This is a genomic window from Kitasatospora sp. NPDC092286, assembly GCF_044755565.1.
In the GTDB taxonomy this organism is placed as follows: domain Bacteria; phylum Actinomycetota; class Actinomycetes; order Streptomycetales; family Streptomycetaceae; genus Kitasatospora.
This window is the reverse complement of record NZ_JBIVRD010000002.1, coordinates 256,828-279,127: the sequence shown is the minus strand read 5'-3', so window position 1 is coordinate 279,127 and position 22,300 is coordinate 256,828. Positions and strand designations below refer to the sequence as shown.

Below are 22,300 nucleotides of genomic sequence, written 5' to 3'. Positions count from 1 at the left end.
GCCGGGCGGACCCCCACCGACCCTGGGCCGGTGGGAGATCCAACCTCCCACCGGCCCAGGGCTGTTCAGCGAGCCGCCCGCTCGACCGGGACCCAGAGCTGGGCCTGCGCCCCGCCGCCGTCCGGCAGGAAGCGGGTGCGCAGGATCTCCGGTCCCGAGCAGGACTCGTACGGGTTGGACGGGAACCACTGGGTGTAGACGTCCCGCCACATCTCCTGCAGGGCCTGCGGGAACGGGCCGGTGCTGGTGAACACGGCCCAGCTGCCGGCCGGCACCACCCGGACGTCCAGGTCGTCCGGGACGACGGCCTCCGAGGACGCCACCACCGCGTGGTAGTAGTCGAGTTCGGACCCTTCCTCGCGGCTCTCCGAGAGGTGCTCGGTGACCGAGACGATGCCCTCCGGCTCCGGGCCGGAGAGCGCCGAGATCCGGGCGACGGTCTCCTGGTCGAGACCCTGGATGAACGCGGCGATGGCCGGGTTCACCCCCTCGCAGACCAGCGGCACCCGGGTCCGCCTGCCCACCACCCGGAACTCGGGCTTCTCCACGATGCGGTACTCCATACTGCTACTCCCTTCCACGACGAGTCGGAAGGACATCCGGGGCTGGGACCGCAGCGCCGCACCACCGCGCCGGGCCTCCCCGGGCCCGACGCCGTGCATCGCCCGGAACGCCCGGGCGAACGCCTCCCCCGAGGTGTAGCCGCAGCGGACCGCCACCTCCAGCAACGTCCGTTCGCCGGACAGCACTTCGGCCCCGGCAACGGTCAGCCGCCGACGCCGGACGTACTCCGACAGCGGCATCCCGGCCAGCGCGGAGAACAACCGCCGGAAGTGGTACTCCGACGTCATCGCGATCCGCGCCAGTTCGGCCACCTCGACCGGCTGGTCGAGCCGGTCCTCGATGTGCTCCATGGCCCGGTTCAGCTGCTCCAGCATGCCAGCCCCCGTCCTTCCCTTACTGCTCACCACCGTAGAAAGGACCCACCCTGCCGCACCCGACATCCTGTGCCCGCTCCGGTCGGGTCCGGCAGACGGCACGGCACCACCGTTCCGGCCCAGCCCCCGACGAACGACGAACGGCAAGCATCGAGCGGCCAACGGCGAACGGCCCGGGCCCCCGGCCGGTCACGAAGGACCGACCGGGGGCCCGGGTCAGCAGAGCCGCGGGAGGACCCGCGGAAGGGTGCGCAGGATCAGATCAGGCCCTGCGCCAGCATCGCGTCCGCGACCAGCTCGAAGCCCGCGATGTTCGCGCCCACCACGTAGTTGCCCGGGCTGCCGTAGCGCTCGGCCGTGGTGAAGCAGGAGTCGTGGATGTGCCGCATGATCTCGGCGAGCCGCTCCTCGGTGTGGGCGAAGGTCCAGGAGTCGCGCGAGGCGTTCTGCTGCATCTCCAGCGCGCTGGTGGCGACGCCACCCGCGTTGGCCGCCTTGCCCGGCGCGAAGGCCACGCCCGCCTCCTGGAGGACCCGGACGGCCTCCGGGGTGGTGGGCATGTTGGCGCCCTCGGCGACCGCCTTGACGCCGCCCCGGACGAGCGCGAGCGCGTCCGTCTCGTCCAGCTCGTTCTGGGTGGCACAGGGCAGCGCGACGTCGCACGCCACGCTCCAGACGCCCGGACCGGCGACGAACTTGACGTGGCCGCCGCGCAGTTCGGCGTACTCGGAGATCCGGCCGCGGCGGACCTCCTTGACCTCCTTGAGCAGGGCGAGGTCGATGCCCTTCTCGTCCACGACGTAGCCGGAGGAGTCGGAGCAGGTGACCACGGTCGCGCCGAGCTGCTGCGCCTTCTCGATCGCGTAGATGGCGACGTTGCCCGAGCCGGAGACGACCACCCGCTGGCCCTCCAGGCTCTCGCCCCGGCTGCGCAGCATCTCGGCGGTGAAGAGCACGCAGCCGTAGCCGGTGGCCTCGGTGCGGGCCTGCGCGCCGCCCCAGCCGAGGCCCTTGCCGGTGAGGACGCCGGACTCGTAGCGGTTGGTGATCCGCTTGTACTGGCCGAAGAGGTAGCCGATCTCGCGGCCGCCGACGCCGATGTCACCGGCCGGGACGTCGGTGTACTCGCCCAGGTGGCGGTGGAGCTCGGTCATGAAGGACTGGCAGAACCGCATGATCTCGGCGTCCGAGCGGCCCTTCGGGTCGAAGTCGGCACCGCCCTTGCCGCCGCCGATCGGCATCCCGGTGAGCGCGTTCTTGAAGATCTGCTCGAAGCCGAGGAACTTGACGATGCCCAGGTTGACGGACGGGTGGAAGCGCAGGCCGCCCTTGTAGGGGCCGAGCACGCTGCTGAACTCGACCCGGAAGCCGCGGTTGACGTGGATGCCACCCTTGTCGTCCGACCACGGCACCCGGAAGATCAGCTGGCGCTCGGGCTCGCAGATCCGCTCGATGATCCGGGCGTCGACGAACTCGGGCCGCCTGGCCAGCACCGGGCCGAGGGTCTCCAGGACCTCCCGGACAGCCTGGTGGAACTCCAGCTCGCCCTGGTTGCGGCGCAGAACCTCGGCGTAGAGGGACTCGATGACACGGTTCTCGGCGTCGTGGGACGCGGAGGAACGAGAGGTGACCGGCATCAGATTCAGGACCTTCCGTGGTCGTCAGTCGCGCGCGAGACGTCCCGTATCGGGGAACGCCGGCGGTCCCCCTCGCCATTGAGGGCATCGCGCTGTCCTTGCGCGCCGAAGCGGCATACAGGACCGCTGTTATCCGGGTAGTGTCCCAGTGTTAACACCCCATGTACGACCCCATCCACATGGTGGAACCGCTCTGCCACGATGCGGCCCGCGCCCAACTCTCCGAATAGCGGACATTCCCCGGCGCCACGCCCCCTCGACCGACCGCTCGCCCCGCCACACCCCGCCCGACCGTGAGCAAGCTCACAGCCGGCGGGCGCCCCGGGTGCCGGTTCCCGGGGGAGCGCCCCCGGTGCGTTTGACGGAGCGGTGTCCGGGGCCGCATTGTTCCGACCCGAACATCCGTCCGGGCATCCGGGCGGCCGTCCGGGAGGAATCGCCACCGCGCCATGCCGAACAACGACGCCGACACCACCGGCAGCACAGCCGAACCCGCGCCCGCACCCGAGACCTCCGCCGACCGGTTGAAGTCCCGCTGGGCGGAGCCGGAGGGGCCGGTGCCGCCGTGGTACCGGCGGGTGTCACGGCGGACCTGGAAGGTGTCGGGCGGCGTACTGGCGGCACTGGTGGCGGCCGGACTGCTGGCCACCGTGCTCGGTCCGGACGACCCGGTGCGGAACCGGCTGGACCCGGTGCAGAGCATCGGCGACCTGACCAGGGAGCCGGACACCTCGGGCTCGTACGCCGCCCGGAACGCGGAGATCTTCCCCGACACCCTCGCCTACCTCCGCTTCCGCGAGCACTTCGTCACCGGCTACCGCCGACCCGGTTCCACCGGGACCGATTTCATCGTGATCGGCGCCACCGGCAACTTCTCCAGCCCGGTCCGCGAACTGGACGACCTGCTCGGCGGGCCGGACCCGTCGCTCGCCCCGGTCACCGTCGGCGGCCACGCCCCGCAGGCCCCCACCGCCCCGTACACCGCCTTCCCGGCCGGCCCGCTCGGCGGCGCCCTCAAGTGCTCCGCCACCCCGAACGGGCACGGTGGCGTCCTCGCCGTCTGCGCCTGGGCCGACTTCACCACCGTCGGCAGCGTCACCGACCTCACCCAGAACGCCGCCGACCTCGACCTCCCCGGCCTCGCCGAGCGCGCCCGCACCATCCGCGCCGCGATGACCAGCCGGGTGAAGTAGCGTCCACCGCCGCGCCCTGGCGCCGGCGCCGGCCCCAGCGGTCGGCGCCGGCGCCGTTTCCTTTCCCGCCCCGTCCCGCTTCCCGCTCCCCGCCGCTGCCGCTGCCATTGCCACGGCGGGGGAAGGACTCGCGGAAGCTTGTTGTTCAAATTGGAACTACCTAGTACGGTCGACTACCGGAACACCACCCCAGTAACGGAGGCCCCACCCATGCCGCAGCCCGCCACGCCGCAGCCCGGCCCCGCCACCGTGCGTTCGCGTGTGCGCATCCCGCTGACCTTCCCGGACGGCTACCGCGCCGAGGCCGAGGTCTTCACCTTCCACGGCCTGGCCGACGGCGCCGAGCACCTGGCGCTGGCCTTCGGCGAGGCGCCGCAGGGCGGGACGCCGCTGGTCCGGCTGCACTCGGAGTGCCTGACCGGCGACGTGTTCGGCTCGGACCGGTGCGACTGCGGACCGCAGCTGCGCGAGTCGGTGGAGCGGATCAGCGAGGCGGGCGGCTACCTGCTCTACCTGCGGCAGGAGGGCCGGGGCATCGGCCTCTACAACAAGCTGGACGCCTACGCCCTGCAGGACTCCGGCCTGGACACCTACGACGCCAACACCGCGCTCGGCCTGCCCGAGGACGGGCGCGACTACACCGCCGCCGCCCAGATGCTCGCCGCGCTCGGCGCCACCGGCATCGACCTGCTGAGCAACAACCCGGACAAGGCGGCGCAGCTGGCCGGCCTCGGCATCGCCGTCGAGCGCCGGGTGCCGACGGGCGTGCACCTGTCGGCGAGCAACGTCCGCTACCTGCGGGCGAAGGTGGAGCGCACCGGCCACTCGATCAAGCTGTCCCGCCTGGTCGGCTGAGCGGCGGACGCGCGGACGGTCCGGCGCGGGAGGGTCGGCCGGCTCAGTCCTCGACCGGTCGTCCCTTCGGCTCCTCGGTGATCCGGCGGGCGATCTCGCCCGGCCGCACCGGGCGGCCGAAGTGCCAGCCCTGGGCCCAGTCGCAGCCGATGGTGCGCAGCCGCTCGGCGTCCCGCCGGGTCTCCACGCCCTCGGCCGTGACGGTCAGGCCCAGCGCGTGCGCCATCGACACCAGGCCGCTGACGATCCGCCAGCCGGTGGACTCGTCCTTGCCCGGGTCGTGCAGGTCGCCGACGAAGGAGCCGGCGATCTTCAGGCCGGAGACCGGCAGGTCGCGCAGGTAGGCGAGGTTCGACCAGCCGGTGCCGAAGTCGTCCACGGCGAGCGAGACGCCGAGGTCGACCAGCCCGTGCAGGGTGCGCAGCGCCTCGTCCTCGGGGCCGACCACGGTGGACTCGGTGATCTCCAGCTGGAGCCGGGCCGGGTCCAGGCCGGTGGAGTCGAGGATCCGGCCGAGGTCGGTGACCAGAGCGGCGCTGCGGGCCTGGCGGACCGCCAGGTTGACGTTGAGCTGGGGCGCGTCGTCGCCGAACCGCTTGATCCAGTCGGCGGCCTGGCCGCAGGCCTGCTCCAGCACCCACCGGCCGAGCGGCATGATCAGGCCGGTCTCCTCGGCGGTGGTCACGAACTCGTCCGGTCCGAGCACGCCGAGCTGCGGGTGACGCCAGCGCACCAGCGCCTCCACGGCGGCGAGCCGGCCGTCGGCCAGCGCGTAGAGCGGCTGGTAGTCGATGAAGAACTCGCCCCGGTCGAGGGCGGCCGGCATCCGCACCGAGACGGCGTAGCGGCTGACGGCGCGGGCGTTCTCCTTGGGGTCGAACAGCGTCCAGCGGCCGCGGCCGGCCTCCTTGGCCCGGTACAGCGTCAGGTCGGCGGCGCGGACGGCGGCGCCGGGGGTGGTGGTGGAGACCCGGCGCTCCAGCACGCCCACGCTGGCGCCGACGGCGAGCTTGTGGTCCCCGATCAGCACTGGCCCGGCCAGCGCCTTGAGGACGGTCTTGGCGGCGGCGACCGCCTCCTGTTCGCCCCGGCAGTTCTCCAGCAGCACCACGAACTCGTCGCCGCCGAGCCGGGCGACCAGATGGCCGAGCGGGGTGAGGGCGGCCTTGAGCCGGTCGGCGACGGCGGAGAGCAGCTGGTCGCCGGTGTCGTGGCCGAGGCTGTCGTTGACCACCTTGAACCCGTCGAGGTCCACGTAGCAGAGGCCGAACCGGGCGCCCGGGTCCGGCTCCTCGAAGAGCTTCTCCAGCCGTTCGAAGAAGGCCGCCCGGTTGGGCAGGCCGGTCAGCGGGTCGTGGGTGGCCTGGTGGCGCAGCCGCTCCTGGAGCCGGTAGCGGTCGGTGACGTCCTCCAGCATGGCGACCTGGTACACCGGGCGGCCGTCGTCGTCGCGGATCAGCGAGACCGTGAGGTGGGTCCAGACCACCTCGCCGTCCTGCCGGTAGTACGGCTTGTCGAACTGGAAGTAGTCCCGTTTGCCGCTGATCAGCTCCTCGTACGCCTCCCAGACGCCGGGGGTGTCCTCGGGGTGGACGAGGTCGCCGACCCGACGGCCCTGCATGTCCTCCGGGCCGGCGCCGAACAGCTCCTGGAGGGCGCGGTTGACGGCCAGGATGTTGCCGTCGGTGTCGCCGATGCCGATGCCGATGGCCGCGCTCTCGAAGAGCGCGCGAAAGCGGGCCTCGGAGGCGCGCAGGGCCCGTTCGGCCTCCTTGCGGGCCACGTCGGCGGCGGTCATGATCGCCTCCTGCTCGCGCAGGGTGCGCTCGCGCAGGGCGTCGGCCCAGCCGGCCGCGAACGCGCCGCAGAGGGCGGGCCCGCGGCCGTCGGCGACCGGCTGTTCCTGTAGCAGTTCGACCGCCCGGGCCAGCACCACCGGGTCGGTGAAGTGCGCGTCGACGAGCTCGGCGCCGGCCCGGGCGGCCAGGTGCGGTTCGAACGGCTCGTCCAGCTGGGCCCGGTGGAGCAGCGCGGCGGTCCGGGAGATCAGCCGGCCGAGCAGGCCGGGGTGGACCGCCGTGCCGTGGTCGCCGGAGAGCAGCCGCGCCCAGTCCTCGTGGAACCGTTCGGGGCTGCTCGGCACCGGCGCTCCGCTCACGGACGGAACCCCACGCCCGCCACCCCGGTCATCCGCTCGGGGTGCTGCCCGACCGCCTCCGGCTGGTCGGGGCGCCACTGCGGCAGGTAGACCACGCCCGGCTCGACCAGCTCGAAGCCGGTGAACATGGCGGTGATCTGCTCGTGGGTGCGCATGGTCAGCGGGGTGGGGGTCCGCTGGTAGAGCTTCTGGTGGTCCTCCGCCTGGTCGGGGCGGCCCTCCAGGGAGGCGTGCGAGAGGACCAGCGCGCTGCCGGGCGGGAGGGCGTCATGCAGCACCGAGAGCAGCTTCCGCGGCTCCTCGGCGTCGCTGACGAAGTGCATGACGGCGACCAGCAGGACGCCCACCGGTTCGCCGGCCGCCAGCAGCGCCTTCACCTCGGGGCGGCTCAGCAGGTCGTCGATGTCCCGGAGGTCGGCCTGGACGACGGCGCTCTGCGGGTCGTTCTCCAGCAGCAGCCGGCTGTGCGCGACGGCGACCGGGTCGCGGTCGATGTAGACGACCTCGGTCTCGGGGCGGATCGCGCGGGCGTGCTCGTGCACGGCGCCGAAGGTCGGGATGCCGGAGCCGATGTCCAGGAAGCGGGTGATGCCCCGCTCGGCGAGGAACTGCACGGCCCGGCGGAGGAAGGCCCGGTTGGAACGCATGATCTGGGGCAGCTCCGGCCAGAGGGCGATCGCCTTGCGGGCCATCTCCCGGTCCACCTCGAAGTTGTGCGATCCCCCGAGGTAGTAGTCGTAGACCCGTGCGGCGTTCGGTTTGTCCAGGTCCGTGCCCTCCGGTACCCAGTTCGGTCGCCGCATCTTCGGGACTCCTTCACTCCGGTTCTGAGGACGCAGCGATCTGAAGAGATGGCTGCGACAGATGAGACTACAAGCACAAAAGATCCTCCTCTGCACGCTGAACGCGTGCAAGCGGAGTTCTGCCGTCCTGCCCGGGTGGCAGCGGGGGCCGGAAACGGACCTGACCGCCGGACGGAACGAGAGCGGACGCCCTAGCCTGACGGCGGACCGGGCCGTCTCACACCCTACGGAGGCTCCCATGACGACCGCGCCGGACGACTTCGGCTTCGGACTGCCCTTCGACCGGGCCGGGACGGGGAGCAGCAAGTGGGCGCGGACGGCCGGCGGGCCGGACGGGGTGATCGCACTGGGTCTGGCCGACATGGACCTGCCCGGTCCACCGGCCGTCGCCGAGGCGCTGGCGCGACGGGCGCGGCACCGGGCGTACGGGTACACGGTCTGCGATCCGGCCGGGCGGGCCCTGGTGGCCGACTGGTACCGGGCGCGGCACGGCGTCGCGGTGGACCCGGCGTGGGTGCTGCTGCTGCCGTTCGGGCCCCGGACCGCCGTCCGGCTGCTGCTGGAGGCGGTCCGCCCGGCCGGGCCGGTGCTGTTCCCGACGCCCGAGTGGGGCGGCTTCGCCCAGCTCTGCCGGGCCGCCCGGCTGCCGTACCGGGAGATCCCGCTGGTCCACGACGGTAACGACGGCACCGGCGACCGCACCGGCACCGGCTACCGGCTGCCGCTGGACGCCTTCGCCCGGCACCGGCCCGGGGCGGTGCTGTTGAGCAGCCCGCACAACCCGTCCGGCCGGGTCTGGACGGCGGCGGAGATCCACGGGCTCGCCGAGGCCGCGGCGCGGGCGGGCGGGGTGCTGCTCTCCGACGAGGTGCACGGCGACCTCACCCACCCCGGCCACCGCCACCCCGTCGCGGTGGCCGTGGCGGGCCCGCTGCGCGACCGGACGGTCACCCTCAACTCGGTCGGCAAGACCTTCAACACCTCCGGCATCCCCAGCTGCTTCGCACTCGTCCCGGACCCGGCGCTGCGCGGGCGGCTCGGCGAGGTGATGGCCGGGTACGGCCTCTGGGAGGGCGGGCTGCTGGAGCAGGTGGTGCAGCGGGCGGCGCTGCGGCACGGCGGGCCGTGGCTGGACGCCCTGCTGCGTCATCTCGCCACCGCCCGGGACGAGTTGACCGCTGTGCTCGGTGACGCCGTCCGCTCCGCGCCACAGGCCTCGTACCTGCTCTGGCTGGACGCCGCCGCGCTCGGCCTGCCGGCCGCGGACGCCCGGGCGGCGCTGCTGGAGCGCTGCGCCCTGGAGGTCTCGGACGGCGCCGACTTCGGGCCCGGCGGGCGCGGCGGACTCCGGCTCAACTACGCCCTGCCCGGCCCGGAGCTGGCGCGGGCACTGGCCCGGCTGGCCCGGCTGCGAAAGCCCTGATTCACCCGATTGCACCACCTCTGACCTGCGGATACATCTCTTCACGAGATGTTTGCGGAGCAGGCCCGCATGGTCCGTAGCAGACTGGGCAGAGTAGACCGGGCCGCAATCGTGATCCCGAGGATGGTGAGTCCGGTGATACCCGTTCGCCCGACCAGCCCACCCACCAGCCCACCCGACCGGCAGAGCGCGGAACCGCCCCCGGGCGGGGTGACGCCACTGACCGAGTCGGCGGCGCGCAGCCACATGTCAGGTGTCTGCTTCAAGATCGGACCTCCCCGGCTGGTCGGCATCGAAGTCGAGTGGTTCGTCCACGACAACCGATGTCCGACCGGCCCCGTCCTACCGGAGCGGCTGCACGCCGCGTTGGACTCACTGCCACTCGGCGGCCCGGACGGGACCTCACTTCCCTCCGGCGCCCGTCTCACCCTCGAACCCGGCGGTCAGGTCGAGCTCAGCTCCCCGCCCGCCCCCGGCCTCACGGCCTGCGTCGACGAAACCCGGCGCGATCTCGCCGCCCTGCGGGCCGCCTTCGCGGCGCAGGGCCTGCGTCTCACGGGTACCGGTACCGATCCGCTGGCCCGCCCCCGTCTGATGGTCCTGGACCACCCTCGCTATCTGGCGATGGAACGATTCTTCGACTCGGCCGGGCCCTGGGGCCGGATCATGATGACCGGCACCGCCTCCGTCCAGGTCTGCCTGGACGCCGGGGCCGAGGAGGGCCCGCAGGCGCTGGACCGGCGCTGGCGGCTGGCCCACCGGCTGGGCCCCGTCCTGGTCGCGGCCTTCGCCAACTCCCCTTTACTCGACGGGAAGCCGACCGGCCACCGGTCCACCCGGCAGACCGTCTGGTCCAGGATGGACCCCTCCCGCACCCTCGCCCCCGGCCCGGACCACGGCGACCCGCGCGAGGCCTGGTCCCGCTACGTGCTGGACGCCGAGGTGCTCTGCATCCGCCGACCGGGCGGGCTGCCCTGGACGGCCCCGGCCGGACTGACCTTCCGCGACTGGCTGGCCGGCGCCGGCGAACGCCCGCCCACCCTGGCCGACCTGGACTACCACCGCACCACGCTCTTCCCTCCGGTGCGGCCGCAGGGCCACCTGGAGCTGCGGATGATCGACGCCCAGCCCGGTGACGGCTGGATCGTCCCGACCGCCCTGGTCACCGCGCTGCTGGAGGACCCGCCGGCCGCCGACGCCGCGCTGGCCGCGCTGGACCCGCTGGGGTGCGCCGACGGCCCGCTGCCACCGCGCAGCGACGTCTGGCGCCGGGCCGCCACCCTGGCCGTCGCCGACCCGGGGCTGCGCCGCGCCGCCCTCGCCTGCTTCGCCGCCGCCGACGCCGCGCTGGGCCGTCTGCCCGGAGCCGAGCGGCTGCGCGCCGTCGTCGCCGAGTACGCCGAGCGCTACCCCGCGCGCGGCCGCTGCCCCGCCGACGACCAGCTGGACGCCCTGCGCGCCGGCACCCGCCCCACTCCCCCGGAGGAGGCCGCACCATGATCGACGACGCCCGCCCGACCCACGCCCCCGCCGACGCCCCCGCCACCCCGGAGGCGCTGCGCGAGACGATCGCGAACGAGCTGCTGGCCGCCCGGGCCCGGACCGCCGCGCTGACCGACTGCGTCGGGGAGCGCGACCTCACCGCCCAGCACTCCCCGCTGATGTCCCCGCTGGTCTGGGACCTCGCCCACATCGGCAACCAGGAGGAGCTCTGGCTGCTGCGCAACGTCGGCGGCCGCGACCCGATGCACCCCGAGATCGACCCGCTCTACGACGCCTTCGAGCACCCGCGCGCCGAGCGCCCCAGCCTGCCGCTGCTGCCGCCCGGCGAGGCCCGCGCGTACGCCCACGAGGTCCGCGGCCGGGTGCTCGACCTGCTGGCCGCCAGCCCGCTGGAGGGCGCACCGCTGCTGGACGCCGGATTCGCCTTCGGCATGATCGCCCAGCACGAACAGCAGCACGACGAGACCATGCTGATCACCCATCAGCTGCGGTCGGGCGAGCCCGTCCTGGCCGCTCCCCCGCCGCCGCCCGCACCCGCCGACGCGGCCACGCTGCCGGCCGAAGTCCTCGTCCCCGCCGGGCCGTTCACCATGGGCACCGACACCGAGCCGTGGGCGCTGGACAACGAGCGCCCGGCGCACCGGGTCGAACTGCCCGCCTTCCTGCTGGACACCACGCCCGTCACCAACGGCGCATATCAGCGGTTCATCGCCGACGGCGGCTACGACGAGCCGCGCTGGTGGACCGCCGAGGGCTGGGAGCACCGGCAGCGGGCAGGGCTGACCGCCCCGCTGTTCTGGCACCGCGAGGACGGCCAGTGGCTGCGCAGGCGGTTCGGCCTGCTGGAGCCGGTGCCCGGGGACGAGCCGGTGCTGCACGTCAGCTGGTACGAGGCGGACGCGTACGCGCGGTGGGCCGGCCGGCGGCTGCCGACCGAGGCGGAGTGGGAGAAGGCCGCCCGGCACGACCCGGCCACCGGCCGCTCCCGCCGCTACCCGTGGGGCGACGGCGCACCCTCCCCCGGGCACGCCAACCTCGGCCAGCGGCATCTGCGCCCGGCCCCGGCCGGCAGCTACCCGGGCGGTGAATCCCCTTACGGGGTACGTCAGTTGATGGGCGACGTCTGGGAGTGGACGGCCAGCGACTTCCGGCCGTACCCGGGCTTCCGGGCCTGGCCGTACCGGGAGTACTCGGAGGTCTTCTTCGGGCCCGAGTACAAGGTGCTGCGCGGCGGCTGCTTCGCCGTCGCGCCGGTCGCCTGCCGGGGCACCTTCCGCAACTGGGACTATCCGGTCCGGCGGCAGATCTTCGCCGGCTTCCGCACCGCCGCCGACCCGGCGGCCGGCTGATGTGCCGCCATCTCGCCTATCTGGGCGAGCCGGTGGCGCCCCGGGAGCTGCTGGTGGAGCCGCCGTTCGGGCTCTACCGGCAGTCCTGGGCGCCCCGGGTGCAGCAGTACGGCACGGTCAACGCGGACGGCTTCGGGCTCGGCTGGTACGCGGACGGCGACGAGGTGCCCGCCCGCTACCGGCGGGCCGGGCCGATCTGGGCGGACGCCTCGTTCGCGGACCTCGCCCGGGTGATCCGCACCCGGGCGCTGCTGGCGGCCGTCCGCTCGGCCACCGAGGGCTGCGCGCCGGGCGAGGCGGCGGCCGCGCCGTTCGCCGCCGGGCGCTGGCTGTTCAGCCACAACGGCGCGGTGACGGGCTGGCCGGAGAAGCTGGACGCGCTGGCCGGACTGCTGCCGCCCGCCGAACTGCTGGACCTGGAGGCCCGGACGGACTCGGCGCTGCTCTGGGGCCTGGCGCTGCACCGGCTACGGGCGGGCGCCGAGCTCGGCGCGGCGCTGGCCGGCACCGTCGCGGACGTGGCCGCGCACACCACCGGCCGGCTCAACCTGCTGCTCACCGACGGCCGGACGCTCGCCGCGACCGCCTGGGGCGACACCCTGCACCACCGGACCCTGCCGGGGCGCGGCGTGCTGGTCGCCTCCGAGCCGTACGACGACGACCCGGCCTGGACCGCCGTCCCGGACCGCTCGCTGCTGCTGGCCGGCCCCGAGGGCGTCACCATACGCCCGCTCCCGGCCGGCTGAGGCCCGGCCGCGCGAACGTCACACTCCCCCTCTCCTTCACCTTTTGAATAGAGGATCGACCTGTCATGAGCACATTTGATCTCACCCGCCTGCTGCCCGCCGACCACTTCAGCACCGCCCTGCGGCACGACGTGCGGCGGGGCCTGACCGCCGAGCCCAAATGGCTGCCGCCGAAGTGGTTCTACGACGCCCGGGGCAGCGAACTGTTCGAGGAGATCACCCGGCTGCCGGAGTACTACCCCACCCGGGCCGAGCGGGCCATCCTGACCGCCCGGGCCGGCGAGATCGCCGCGGCCACCCGGGCCCGCACCCTGGTGGAACTGGGCTCGGGCTCCTCCGAGAAGACCAGGCTGCTGCTGAGCGCGCTGCGCGACCTCGGCACCCTGCACACCTACGTGCCGGTGGACGTCAGCGAGAGCGCGCTGGCCTCGGCCGGCGAAGCGCTCGCGGCCGAGTACCCGGGGCTGGCCGTGCACGGCGTACTGGCCGACTTCACCGCCCGGCTCGGGCTGCCCCCGGACGGCGGACCCCGCCTGGTCGCCTTCCTCGGCGGCACCCTGGGCAACCTGCTGCCCGCCGAACGGGCGACCTTCCTGCGCGGGCTGCGCGCCGCGCTCGACCCCGGCGACTTCCTGCTGCTCGGCACCGACCTGGTCAAGGACCCGCGGGTGCTGGTCGCCGCCTACGACGACGCGGCCGGGGTGACCGCCGAGTTCAACCGCAATGTGCTCAACGTGCTGAACCGGGAGCTGGAGGCGGACTTCGACCCGGACGCCTTCGAGCACGTGGCGGTCTGGGACGCCGGGCAGGAGTGGATCGAGATGCGGCTGCGCTCACTGCGCGCGCAGACCGTGAAGATCCCGGCCCTGAACCTGCCGGTCCACTTCGACCGGGGCGAGGAGCTGCGGACCGAGGTCTCGGCCAAGTTCCGCCGGGAGCGGGTCACCGAGGAACTGGCCGCGGCCGGGCTGCGGCTGGACCACTGGTGGACGGACGACGAGGGCCGGTTCGGGCTGTCGCTGGCCACCCCGGCCTGACCTGCCCGCACCCCGGCCGCCCGCACCCGGCCTGCCCGCACCCGGCCGAGTTTGATCGTTCACTTTACTAATACTCAGAGCAAAATCTGAGCTTCCCGATGTACAACACTTGAACATTGAGGGGTTACGATCTCGGCTACCGAACTCAGCGTTGAGTACCAGGAGTCAAGATCGTGAGCGTCACCAAGCAGCCCTTGGAGTCCGCCGGGTCTCCGTCTCCGAGGCCCGCCGGGCCCTCGGGGACGGAGACCGCGTCCTCCGGCCGCCTCGGCTTCGTCGTCTTCATCACCGCCGTCGCGGCCCTCGGCGGGTTCCTGTTCGGCTACGACAGCTCCGTGATCAACGGCGCCGTCTCCGGCATCCAGGAGAAGTTCGGCGTCGGCGACGGCGTGACCGGTCTGATCGTCTCCTCGGCACTGCTCGGCTCCGCCGTGGGCGCCGCGCTGGCCGGGCGGTTCGCCGACCGGTACGGCCGGATCACGGTGATGAAGGCGGGCGCGCTGCTCTTCGCGGTGAGCGCCGTCGGCTCGATGCTGCCGTTCTCGGCCTGGGACCTCGCCTGCTGGCGGGTCCTCGGCGGGGCGGCCATCGGCATCGCCTCGGTGATCGCCCCGACCTACATCGCCGAGGTCGCGCCGACCAGGTACCGGGGCCGGCTGGCCTCCTTCCAGCAGGCCGCGATCGTGCTCGGCATCGCGATATCCCAGCTGGTCAACTGGATGCTGGCGAACGCCGCCGGCGGTGAGACCCGCGGCCACCTGCTCGGCCTGGAGGCCTGGCAGTGGATGCTCGGCATCTGCGTCGTGCCGGCCGCCGTCTACTTCGTGCTCGCCTCGACCATCCCCGAGTCCCCGCGCTATCTGATCTCGGCCGGCCGGCTGGACGAGGCCCGCGCCGTACTCGCCGAGGTCGAGGGCGAGGGCTCCGACACCGGGGCCCGGATCGCCGAGATCAGGGCACTGATCGACTCCGACCACCGGCCGCGCTTCCGCGACCTGCTGGGCGGCCGGTTCGGCCTGCTGCCGATCGTCTGGGTCGGCATCGGCCTCTCGGTCTTCCAGCAGCTGGTCGGCATCAACGTGATCTTCTACTACTCGTCGATCCTCTGGCAGTCGGTCGGCATCGACCAGAGCAACTCGCTGCTGATCAGCTTCATCGGCTCGGTCATCAACATCCTGGGCACCGTGGTCGCGATCCTGCTGGTGGACCGGATCGGCCGCAAGCCGCTCGCCCTGATCGGCTCCGCCGGGATGGCCCTCGCGCTCGGCGCCTGCAGCTGGGCGTTCTCCGCCGCCACCGGCAGCGGCGACAACGTCACCCTCCCCGACCTCCAGGGCACCGTCGCGCTGATCGCCGCCAACGCCTTCGTGCTGTTCTTCGCGATGTCCTGGGGTGTGGTCGTCTGGGTGATGCTCGGCGAGATGTTCCCGAACCGGATCCGGGCCGCCGCGCTCTCCGTCGCCGCCTCCGCGCAGTGGATCGCCAACTGGGCGATCACCGTGTCGTTCCCGTCGCTCTCGCGCTGGAACCTCTCGGCGACCTACCTGGTGTACGCGGCCTTCGCCGCGTTGTCCGTCCTCTTCGTGGCGCGGTTCGTGAAGGAGACCAAGGGCATCCGACTGGAGGACATGGGCTGATCCGACAGTCGGACCGGCCCAAACCCTATCGCCAATCGCCCGGGTGCGGGGCCGAATCGTTCACTCCCTGCGGTGGGCCGCACACCTCCGGTACTCCTGTCCGGCAGGAGGGATGTGTCCTTGATCTTCAACCGGCTCCGTACCCGCAGACCCGTGACGGCCCCGGCCGACGGCTGCCCGTTCGCCCATGCGCACCCCGCGCCCGGGCCGCCGCTCGTTCCCGAACCCCCGCCCCGGGCGGGGCACTTCACCGACCCCGGCCAGGCCGCCGCCTTCGTCCGGCAGTTCCACCGCGAGCAGCCCGGCACCGGTGACCCGGCCGCGCGGGTCCGGGCCGTCCTCGACGAGATCGACCGCACCGGGACCTACCGGCAGACGTCCGCCGAACTCACCTACGGCGCCCGGCTCGCCTGGCGCAACGCGGCCCGCTGCATCGGCCGGCTGTACTGGCGCAGCCTGGTGGTGCGCGACCTGCGGCAGCTGTCCTCCGCCGACGACATCGCCACCGAGTGCTTCGAGCACCTGCGGCTGGCCGGCAACGGCGGCCGGATCCGCCCGGTGATCTCGGTGTTCGCCCCCGACCGGCCCGGCCGGCCGGCCGCCCGCGTCCTCAACCAGCAGCTGGTCCGCTACGCCGGCCACCCGGCCGGGGACGGCGGCTGGATCGGGGACCCGGCCGGCGCCCAGCTGACCGCCCGCGCCCGGGACCTCGGCTGGAAGTGCGGCGGGGAGCGGTTCGAGGTGCTGCCGCTGCTGGTCCAGGAGCGGCCCGGCGCCCGGCCCCGCTGGTACGGACTGCCGGACGACACCACGCTGGAGGTCCGGCTCACCCACCCCGACCACGCCTGGTTCGCGGAGCTCGGCCTGCGCTGGTACGCGGTGCCCGCGATCAGCGACATGACGCTGGAGATCGGGGGCGTCCGCTACCCCACCGCGCCGTTCAACGGCTGGTACATGGGCACCGAGATCGGCGCCCGCGACCTGGCCGACGCCGACCGGTACGACATGCTGGCGACGGTCGCCGGCCGGCTCGGCCTGGACACCTCCAGCGCGCGCACCCTCTGGCGCGACCGGGCGCTGGTGGAGCTCAACATCGCGGTGCTGCACTCGTTCCAGGAGGCCGGGGTGACCATCGCCGACCACCACACCGAGTCGGAGCGGTTCCTGCGGCACATCGCCCAGGAGCAGCGGCTGGGGCGGCCCACCCCCGCCGACTGGAGCTGGATCGTGCCCCCGGTCTCCGGTGGGCTCACCCCCGTCTACCACCGGTACTACGACCCGGTGGACCCCTCGCTGCGGCCGGCCTTCGTGGCCCGCGAGCCCTGGTGATCCGGGTGCTCCGGCTGGTCCGGGTAGCCCGGGCGCCCCTGCCGGACGGTCCGTTCGTAGCGTAGGGCGAGGCCGTCGAGGAGCGCCTCCAGCCCGGTCTCGAAGGCGCCCTCGTCGACCGCCCCCCGGTGCTCCGCGAGCCGGTGGGCCTCGCCCAGGTGCGGGTAGTCGGCCGCGTCGTACAGCCCGGCGTCCTCGGGAAAACCGGCCGCGAAGGAGGCCAGCGCCGAGCCGGTGACGAAGTACCGCATCAGCGCGCCGATCCGGGTGGCCTGCCCACGCGGCCAGCCCGCCTCGACCAGGCAGCCGAAGACGGCGTCGGCCAGCCGCAGCGCGTTCGGCCGGCGCCCGGGGCCCTGGGCGAGCACCGGGACGATGTTGGGGTGCGCGGCGAGGGCGGCCCGGTAGGAGCGGGCCCAGTCGCGCAGGGCGGCGGGCCAGGGCACCCCGGCGGTGAACATCGACAGGTCGACCTCGCCCATCACGCTGTCCACCACCGCGTCCAGCAGGTCGTCCTTGGTGGCGACGTGGTTGTAGAGGGACGGCCCGCTGACCGACAGCTCGGTGGCGAGGCGGCGGGTGGAGAGCGCGTCCAGGCCCTCGGTGTCGATGAGCAGCAGAGCGGCGGTGACGATGCGCTCGCGGCTGAGCAGGGGGGTGCGCGGGCGGGCCATCGTCGCGGTTCCTCCGGTCGAGTGGGGTGGGGACCGATTCTGGCAGGCGCCTCTTCCCAGCGCGGCCCGGTCGGCGTTACAGTCCCGGTAAAACTTGCAGCGCTAGTTTAACGAGGCCGCGATGAATCTGGAGCTGTCCGAGGAGCAGGCCGCCGTCCGCGACCTGGCGGCGGCCTTCACCGACCGCGAGATCGCGCCGTACGCCGCCGCGTGGGACCGCGCCGAGTCCGTGGACCGCGCGATCGTCGGCAAGCTGGGGAGGCTCGGCTTCCTCGGCCTCACCCTCCCCGAGGAGCACGGCGGCAGCGGCGGCGACCACCTCGCCTACTGCCTGGTCCTGGAGGAGCTGGGCCGGGGCGACTCCGCCGTGCGCGGAATCGTCTCGGTCTCGCTCGGCCTGGTCGCCAAGTCGGTCGAGGCCTACGGCAGCACGGAGCAGAAACGGCACTGGCTGCCCCGGCTCACCTCCGGCGAGGCGCTCGGCTGCTTCGCGCTCACCGAGCCCGGCACCGGCTCCGACGCCGCCGCCCTCACCACCCGGGCCGTCCGGGACGGCGGGGACTGGCTGATCACCGGCGCCAAGACGTTCATCACCAACGGGACGTGGGCGGACGTCGCCCTGCTCTTCGCCCGCACCGGGGAGGCCGGCCACCGCGGCATCACCGCCTTCCTCGTCCCGACCGGCCTGCCCGGCTTCGCCCGCACCGAGATCCACGGCAAGCTCGGCCTGCGCGGCCAGGCCACCGCGGAACTCGCCCTCGATGCCGTCCGCGTGCCCGACAGCGCCCGGCTCGGCCCCGAGGGCAAGGGCTTCACCGTGGCGATGGCCGCCCTCGCCAAGGGCCGGATGTCCGTCGCGGCCGGCTGCGTCGGCATCGCCCGGGCCTGCCTGGAGGCCGCCGTCCGGTACGCGGGCGAGCGCGAGCAGTTCGGCCGGCCGATCGCCGCGCACCAGCTGGTGCAGGAGCTGCTCTCCGACATCGCGGTGGACGTCGAGGCCGCCCGGCTGCTCACCTGGAAGGCCGCCGACCACATCGACCGCGGCCTGCCGTTCGCCACCGAGTCCTCCGTCGCCAAGCTCTACGCGAGCGAGGCCGCCGTCCGGGCCGCCAACAACGCGCTCCAGGTGTTCGGCGGCTACGGCTTCACCGACGAGTACCCCGTCGGCCGGTACCTGCGCGACGCGCGGGTGATGACCCTCTACGAGGGCACCAGCCAGATCCACAAGCTGCTCATCGGGCGGGCGCTCACCGGCGTCAACGCCTTCTGAGCCGGGGAGAACCCCCCGCCCGGGGAGAACCCCCGCCGCACCGACACCGCGACCGACACCGCGACCGACACCGCGATCGAGATCGAGATCGACACCATGATCGACAAAGCGATATCGACAAAACGATAAGGAGCCCGACGACGTGCGTCCTGTCTACTTCGCCGCAGCCCGCCGCACACCCATCGGCCGGCTGCGCGGAGCGCTCGCCACAGTCCGCCCCGACGACCTCTCGGCCACCGTGCTGCGCGCCCTGCTCGCCGACGTACCCACCCTCGACCCGGCCCGGATCGACGACGTCTACTGGGGCGCCGCCAACCAGGCCGGCGAGGACAACCGCAACGCCGCGCGGATGGCCGTCCTGCTGGCCGGCCTCCCCGACACCGTGCCCGGCGCCACCGTCAACCGGCTCTGCGCCTCCGGCCTGGAGGCCGTCACCATGGCCGCCCGGGCGATCGGCTCCGGCGAGGCCGACGTGGTGCTGGCCGGCGGCTGCGAGTCGATGACCCGAGCGCCCTTCGTCCTCCCCCGCCCCGACGAGGCGCTGCCGCACCGGATCGAGACCTACGACACCCGGCTCGGCTGGCGGCTCACCAACCCCCGGATGGCCGACCTGCACGGCGTGCTCAGCATGGGCGAGACGGCCGAGGAGGTCGCCGTCCGCCACGGCATCGGCCGGGAGCGCCAGGACGCCTTCGCGCTGCGCAGCCACCAGCGGGCCGCCGCCGCCCGCAAGGACGGGCACTTCGACGCCGAGCTGATCCCGGTCCAACGCCCGGACGGGGTGACGGTCCACCAGGACGAGGGCATCCGCGAGGACACCAGTCTGGAGAAGCTGGCCCGGCTGAAGCCGGCCTTCCGCCCGGGCGGCACGGTGACGGCGGGCAACGCCTCGCCGATGAACGACGGCGCGGCCGGGCTGGTGCTGGTCAGCGAGGAGGCCCTGGCCGGGCTGGGCCTCCGGCCGCTCGGCCGGTACGTCGCGGGCGCCTCGGCCGGGGTGCACCCGGACGTGATGGGCATCGGCCCGGTACCGGCCACCCGGAAGGCGCTCGGGCGGGCCGGCTGGTCGATCGACTCGCTGGAGGAGGCCGAGCTCAACGAGGCGTTCGCCGCCCAGGTGCTGGCCGGCACCGACCAGCTGGGCCTCGACCCGGAGCTGGTCAACCCGACCGGCGGGGCGATCGCGCTCGGCCACCCGCTGGGCGGCTCCGGCGCCCGCATCCTCACCACCCTGCTGCACCGGATGCGCCGCACCGGCGCCGGGCGCGGGCTGGCCACCATGTGTGTGGGCGTCGGTCAGGGCACCGCCGTCCTCGTCGAGAACGTCTCTTGAGGGAGTTGCTGTGACTCGTTTCGCAGGCAGGGTCGCCGTCGTCACCGGTGCGGCGCAGGGCATCGGCGCGGCCACCGCGCGGCTGCTGGCGGAGGAGGGCGCGGCCGTGGCCGTGGTCGACCTGAGCGCCGAGCGGGCCGCCGGGACGGCCGGGGAGATCACCGCCAAGGGCGGCACCGCGCGGGCGTACGGCTGCGACGTGGCCGACTACGAGGCGGTGGAGGCCGTCTTCGCCGAGATCGCCCGAGACCTCGGCGGGGTGCACATCCTGGTGAACAACGCCGGGATCACCCGGGACAACCTGTTCTTCAGGATGCCGAAGGCCGACTGGGACGCGGTGCTGACGGTCAACCTGACCAGCGCCTACAACTGCTGCCACGTCGCCCAGACCTACATGGTGGCGCAGAAGTACGGCAAGATCGTCTCGCTCAGCTCGCGCTCGGCCCTCGGCAACCGGGGCCAGGCCAACTACGCCGCCGCCAAGGCCGGGATCCAGGGGCTGACCGCCACCCTGGCGATCGAGCTGGGCCCGTTCAACATCAACGTCAACGCCGTCGCCCCCGGCTACATCGCCACCCCCATGACGGCCGCCACGGCCGAACGGGTCGGCGCCACCGCGGAGGAGCACCAGACGGACGCCTCCGCCCGGACGCCGCTGCGGCGGGTCGGGCGCCCCGAGGAGGTCGCCTCGGTGGTGGCCTTCCTGGCGAGCGAGGACGCCTCGTACGTCAGCGGGCAGACGCTGTACGTCAATGGTGGAGCCCGGTGAGATGATCTGACGTTTCATCAGCATGCCGTCCCCGGTGCCGGGTTACCTTCACCTGGGACGGCCTTTACCTTTTCCCGTGGTCAGGCATGACCATGCCGACGGTTCCAAATGACTATGGCATGATCATGCGGCTCTCGATGGGATGGCCGGACCGACCCGACCGGACCAGGTCGGGCCCTGCGTCCCAAGGAGTCCCATGGGCAGCCCCGCCACCCTCCGCCGCGCCCTGGCCCTGTTCGCCGCCGGGGCCACCGCCCTCACGGCCGCCAGTGTCTCCGTGCCGGCGCTCGGCGCCGCCTCCGCCGCGTCCCCCGCCTCCGCGCACCCTGCGTCCGGCGTCCACGTCCGCCCCGCCTCCAGCGGCCACACCAGCGCCGTCGGGCGGCCGGCCCCGCTGTCCACCTCGCAGTGCGTCAGCCAGATCGGCATCCACTGCTACTCCCCGCTCCAGTACCGGACCGCCTACAACCTGGACCCGCTGTACCAGGAGGGTGTCACCGGCAAGGGCCGCACCATCGTCATCGTCGACTCCTTCGGCTCGCCGACCATCCAGCACGACCTGGAGGTCTTCGACAAGCAGTGGGGCATCCCGGACACCCAGGTCGAGGTGGTCAAGTGGGGCAACGTCCCGGTCTTCGACCCCACCAACCCCGACCACACCGGCTGGGCCGGCGAGACCACCCTGGACGTCGAGTACGCCCACGCCATCGCCCCCGACGCGCACATCGTCCTGGTGGAGACCGGCGTCGCCGAGACCGAGGGAACGACCGGTCTGCCCGAGATGATGGACGCCGAGCGGGCCCTCATCAAGTCCGGCCGGGCCGACGTGATCTCGCAGAGCTTCGGCGCCACCGAGAACACCTTCCCCGGCTACGACAAGGGCGACTTCAAGTCCCTGACCGACCTGCGCTACGCCTTCAAGGAGGCCGCCGCCCGCGACGTCACCGTGCTCGCCGCCTCCGGCGACAACGGCGCGACCGACGCCCAGGAGAACGGCACCGACCTCTACCCGTACCGGGTCAACTCCTGGCCGTCCTCCGACCCGCTGGTCACCTCGATCGGCGGCACCCAGCTCAGCCTGGACGACGCCGGCAAGCGGACCGCGCCCGACAAGGTCTGGCACGACAAGTACGGCGCGGGCGGTGGCGGGGTCTCCGGCATCTTCGAGCGCCCCTTGTACCAGGCCGGCGTCGCCAACGTCACCGGCAACCACCGCGGCACCCCCGACATCAGCATGAGCGCGGCCGTGGACGGCGGCGCCTGGACGTACGAGTCGTACGACCCGACCTCGGTCGGCTGGCACCTCACCGGCGGCACCAGCGAGGCGACCCCGATCTTCTCCGGCGTCGTCGCCCTCGCCGACCAGCTCGCCGGGCACCGCCTCGGCCAGCTCAACTGGCGCCTCTACGGCCTCGACCTGCTCCCGCAGCAGTGGAGCGGCCTGGTCGACGTGACCACGGGCGACAACTCCTGGGACACCGTGACGGGCTACCAGGCCGCGAAGGGCTACGACCTCGCCAGCGGCCTCGGCACCATCGACGGGGCAAAGTTCGTCCACGCGATCGCCGGGCGGTAACCGCTCGACCGGCTCTTGACAGGACGGAGTGGGAAGTCGGCCGGCCGACTTCCCACTCCGTCGTCATGTC

The 22,300-nt window shown here is 73.3% G+C and carries 18 protein-coding genes; 13 read left to right on the top strand and 5 right to left on the bottom strand.

All coding sequences use genetic code 11. From position 1 onward, the window contains the following. Positions 1-65 precede the first annotated feature (65 nt). On the bottom strand, positions 66-938 hold the full coding sequence (locus tag ACIQIB_RS03975; RefSeq protein WP_363606532.1) for an AraC family transcriptional regulator: 873 nt from the start codon (positions 936-938) through the stop codon (positions 66-68). A gap of 257 nt (positions 939-1,195) precedes the next feature. After that, the gene (gene gdhA / locus ACIQIB_RS03970) at positions 1,196-2,575 is read right to left on the bottom strand and encodes an NADP-specific glutamate dehydrogenase (protein ID WP_400756511.1); all 1,380 of its coding nucleotides are present in this window, start codon (positions 2,573-2,575) and stop codon (positions 1,196-1,198) included. Between the two features lie 449 nt (positions 2,576-3,024). On the opposite strand from gdhA, the gene ACIQIB_RS03965 reads away from it, so the two are divergent. Next, positions 3,025-3,768 carry a hypothetical protein gene (locus tag ACIQIB_RS03965; RefSeq protein WP_400756509.1) on the top strand — a complete coding sequence of 248 codons (744 nt, stop codon included), beginning with the start codon at positions 3,025-3,027 and terminating at the stop codon, positions 3,766-3,768. A 210-nt stretch (positions 3,769-3,978) separates the two neighbouring features. Further along, entirely contained in the window at positions 3,979-4,623 is a 645-nt protein-coding gene (ribA, locus tag ACIQIB_RS03960) for a GTP cyclohydrolase II (RefSeq protein ID WP_400756508.1), read from the top strand. A gap of 43 nt (positions 4,624-4,666) precedes the next feature. Here ribA and ACIQIB_RS03955 read toward each other — a convergent pair whose 3' ends face one another. After that, positions 4,667-6,766: a putative bifunctional diguanylate cyclase/phosphodiesterase gene (locus ACIQIB_RS03955; protein ID WP_400756506.1), complete on the bottom strand. Its 2,100-nt coding sequence runs from the start codon at positions 6,764-6,766 to the stop codon at positions 4,667-4,669. An 11-nt stretch (positions 6,767-6,777) separates the two neighbouring features. Beyond that, positions 6,778-7,584 carry an SAM-dependent methyltransferase gene (locus ACIQIB_RS03950; protein WP_363606523.1) on the bottom strand — a complete coding sequence of 269 codons (807 nt, stop codon included), beginning with the start codon at positions 7,582-7,584 and terminating at the stop codon, positions 6,778-6,780. A 238-nt stretch (positions 7,585-7,822) separates the two neighbouring features. Between ACIQIB_RS03950 and ACIQIB_RS03945 the strand changes: the two genes are divergently transcribed. From ACIQIB_RS03945 to ACIQIB_RS03915, 7 genes are all read left to right on the top strand, one after another. Further along, the gene (locus ACIQIB_RS03945; protein ID WP_400756504.1) at positions 7,823-9,007 is read left to right on the top strand and encodes an aminotransferase class I/II-fold pyridoxal phosphate-dependent enzyme; all 1,185 of its coding nucleotides are present in this window, start codon (positions 7,823-7,825) and stop codon (positions 9,005-9,007) included. 246 nt (positions 9,008-9,253) lie between these two features. Continuing rightward, on the top strand, positions 9,254-10,507 hold the full coding sequence (gene egtA / locus ACIQIB_RS03940) for an ergothioneine biosynthesis glutamate--cysteine ligase EgtA (RefSeq protein ID WP_400756502.1): 1,254 nt from the start codon (positions 9,254-9,256) through the stop codon (positions 10,505-10,507). Further along, positions 10,504-11,859: an ergothioneine biosynthesis protein EgtB gene (egtB, locus tag ACIQIB_RS03935; protein WP_400756501.1), complete on the top strand. Its 1,356-nt coding sequence runs from the start codon at positions 10,504-10,506 to the stop codon at positions 11,857-11,859. Before egtA ends, egtB begins: the two co-directional genes overlap by 4 nt. Further along, positions 11,859-12,605, top strand: a complete 747-nt coding sequence (egtC, locus tag ACIQIB_RS03930; RefSeq protein WP_363606517.1) for an ergothioneine biosynthesis protein EgtC — start codon at positions 11,859-11,861, stop codon at positions 12,603-12,605. Before egtB ends, egtC begins: the two co-directional genes overlap by 1 nt. A gap of 65 nt (positions 12,606-12,670) precedes the next feature. After that, positions 12,671-13,642, top strand: coding sequence for an L-histidine N(alpha)-methyltransferase (gene egtD / locus ACIQIB_RS03925; protein WP_363606515.1), 972 nt, complete (start codon positions 12,671-12,673; stop codon positions 13,640-13,642). Positions 13,643-13,836: 194 nt separating this feature from the next. Continuing rightward, positions 13,837-15,279 (top strand): sugar porter family MFS transporter, encoded by a 1,443-nt coding sequence (locus ACIQIB_RS03920; protein WP_400756606.1) that lies wholly within the window; start codon positions 13,837-13,839, stop codon positions 15,277-15,279. 114 nt (positions 15,280-15,393) lie between these two features. Then, a complete protein-coding gene (locus tag ACIQIB_RS03915; protein ID WP_400756500.1) occupies positions 15,394-16,608 on the top strand; it encodes a nitric oxide synthase oxygenase in 1,215 nt (404 codons plus the stop codon). On the opposite strand, the gene ACIQIB_RS03910 is transcribed toward ACIQIB_RS03915, so the two are convergent. Continuing rightward, a complete protein-coding gene (locus tag ACIQIB_RS03910) occupies positions 16,551-17,282 on the bottom strand; it encodes a TetR/AcrR family transcriptional regulator C-terminal domain-containing protein (RefSeq protein ID WP_400756498.1) in 732 nt (243 codons plus the stop codon). The two genes, ACIQIB_RS03915 and ACIQIB_RS03910, sit on opposite strands and share 58 nt — an antisense overlap. Positions 17,283-17,403: 121 nt before the next feature. On the opposite strand from ACIQIB_RS03910, the gene ACIQIB_RS03905 reads away from it, so the two are divergent. The 4 genes from ACIQIB_RS03905 (at position 17,404) to ACIQIB_RS03890 (ending at position 22,230) form a co-directional block, all read left to right on the top strand. Next, complete coding sequence (locus tag ACIQIB_RS03905) at positions 17,404-18,552, top strand: acyl-CoA dehydrogenase family protein (RefSeq protein ID WP_363606511.1); 1,149 nt, start codon at positions 17,404-17,406, stop codon at positions 18,550-18,552. A gap of 142 nt (positions 18,553-18,694) precedes the next feature. Then, positions 18,695-19,885 (top strand): thiolase family protein, encoded by a 1,191-nt coding sequence (locus ACIQIB_RS03900; protein ID WP_400756496.1) that lies wholly within the window; start codon positions 18,695-18,697, stop codon positions 19,883-19,885. Between the two features lie 10 nt (positions 19,886-19,895). Next, positions 19,896-20,654 carry a 3-oxoacyl-ACP reductase FabG gene (gene fabG, locus ACIQIB_RS03895; protein ID WP_400756495.1) on the top strand — a complete coding sequence of 253 codons (759 nt, stop codon included), beginning with the start codon at positions 19,896-19,898 and terminating at the stop codon, positions 20,652-20,654. A 196-nt stretch (positions 20,655-20,850) separates the two neighbouring features. Further along, entirely contained in the window at positions 20,851-22,230 is a 1,380-nt protein-coding gene (locus ACIQIB_RS03890; protein WP_400756493.1) for a S8 family serine peptidase, read from the top strand. The last annotated feature ends 70 nt before the right edge of the window (positions 22,231-22,300 follow it).

Coding starts and splice junctions, on each gene's coding strand:
- egtD (WP_363606515.1), top strand. CDS start 12,671: ATGAGCACATTTGATCTCACCCGCCTGCTGCCCGCCGACCACTTCAGC.
- ACIQIB_RS03945 (WP_400756504.1), top strand. CDS start 7,823: ATGACGACCGCGCCGGACGACTTCGGCTTCGGACTGCCCTTCGACCGG.
- ACIQIB_RS03975 (WP_363606532.1), bottom strand. CDS start 938: ATGCTGGAGCAGCTGAACCGGGCCATGGAGCACATCGAGGACCGGCTC.
- ACIQIB_RS03910 (WP_400756498.1), bottom strand. CDS start 17,282: ATGGCCCGCCCGCGCACCCCCCTGCTCAGCCGCGAGCGCATCGTCACC.
- egtA (WP_400756502.1), top strand. CDS start 9,254: ATGTCAGGTGTCTGCTTCAAGATCGGACCTCCCCGGCTGGTCGGCATC.
- ACIQIB_RS03950 (WP_363606523.1), bottom strand. CDS start 7,584: ATGCGGCGACCGAACTGGGTACCGGAGGGCACGGACCTGGACAAACCG.
- egtB (WP_400756501.1), top strand. CDS start 10,504: ATGATCGACGACGCCCGCCCGACCCACGCCCCCGCCGACGCCCCCGCC.
- ACIQIB_RS03905 (WP_363606511.1), top strand. CDS start 17,404: ATGAATCTGGAGCTGTCCGAGGAGCAGGCCGCCGTCCGCGACCTGGCG.
- egtC (WP_363606517.1), top strand. CDS start 11,859: ATGTGCCGCCATCTCGCCTATCTGGGCGAGCCGGTGGCGCCCCGGGAG.
- ribA (WP_400756508.1), top strand. CDS start 3,979: ATGCCGCAGCCCGCCACGCCGCAGCCCGGCCCCGCCACCGTGCGTTCG.
- ACIQIB_RS03890 (WP_400756493.1), top strand. CDS start 20,851: ATGGGCAGCCCCGCCACCCTCCGCCGCGCCCTGGCCCTGTTCGCCGCC.
- ACIQIB_RS03965 (WP_400756509.1), top strand. CDS start 3,025: ATGCCGAACAACGACGCCGACACCACCGGCAGCACAGCCGAACCCGCG.
- gdhA (WP_400756511.1), bottom strand. CDS start 2,575: ATGCCGGTCACCTCTCGTTCCTCCGCGTCCCACGACGCCGAGAACCGT.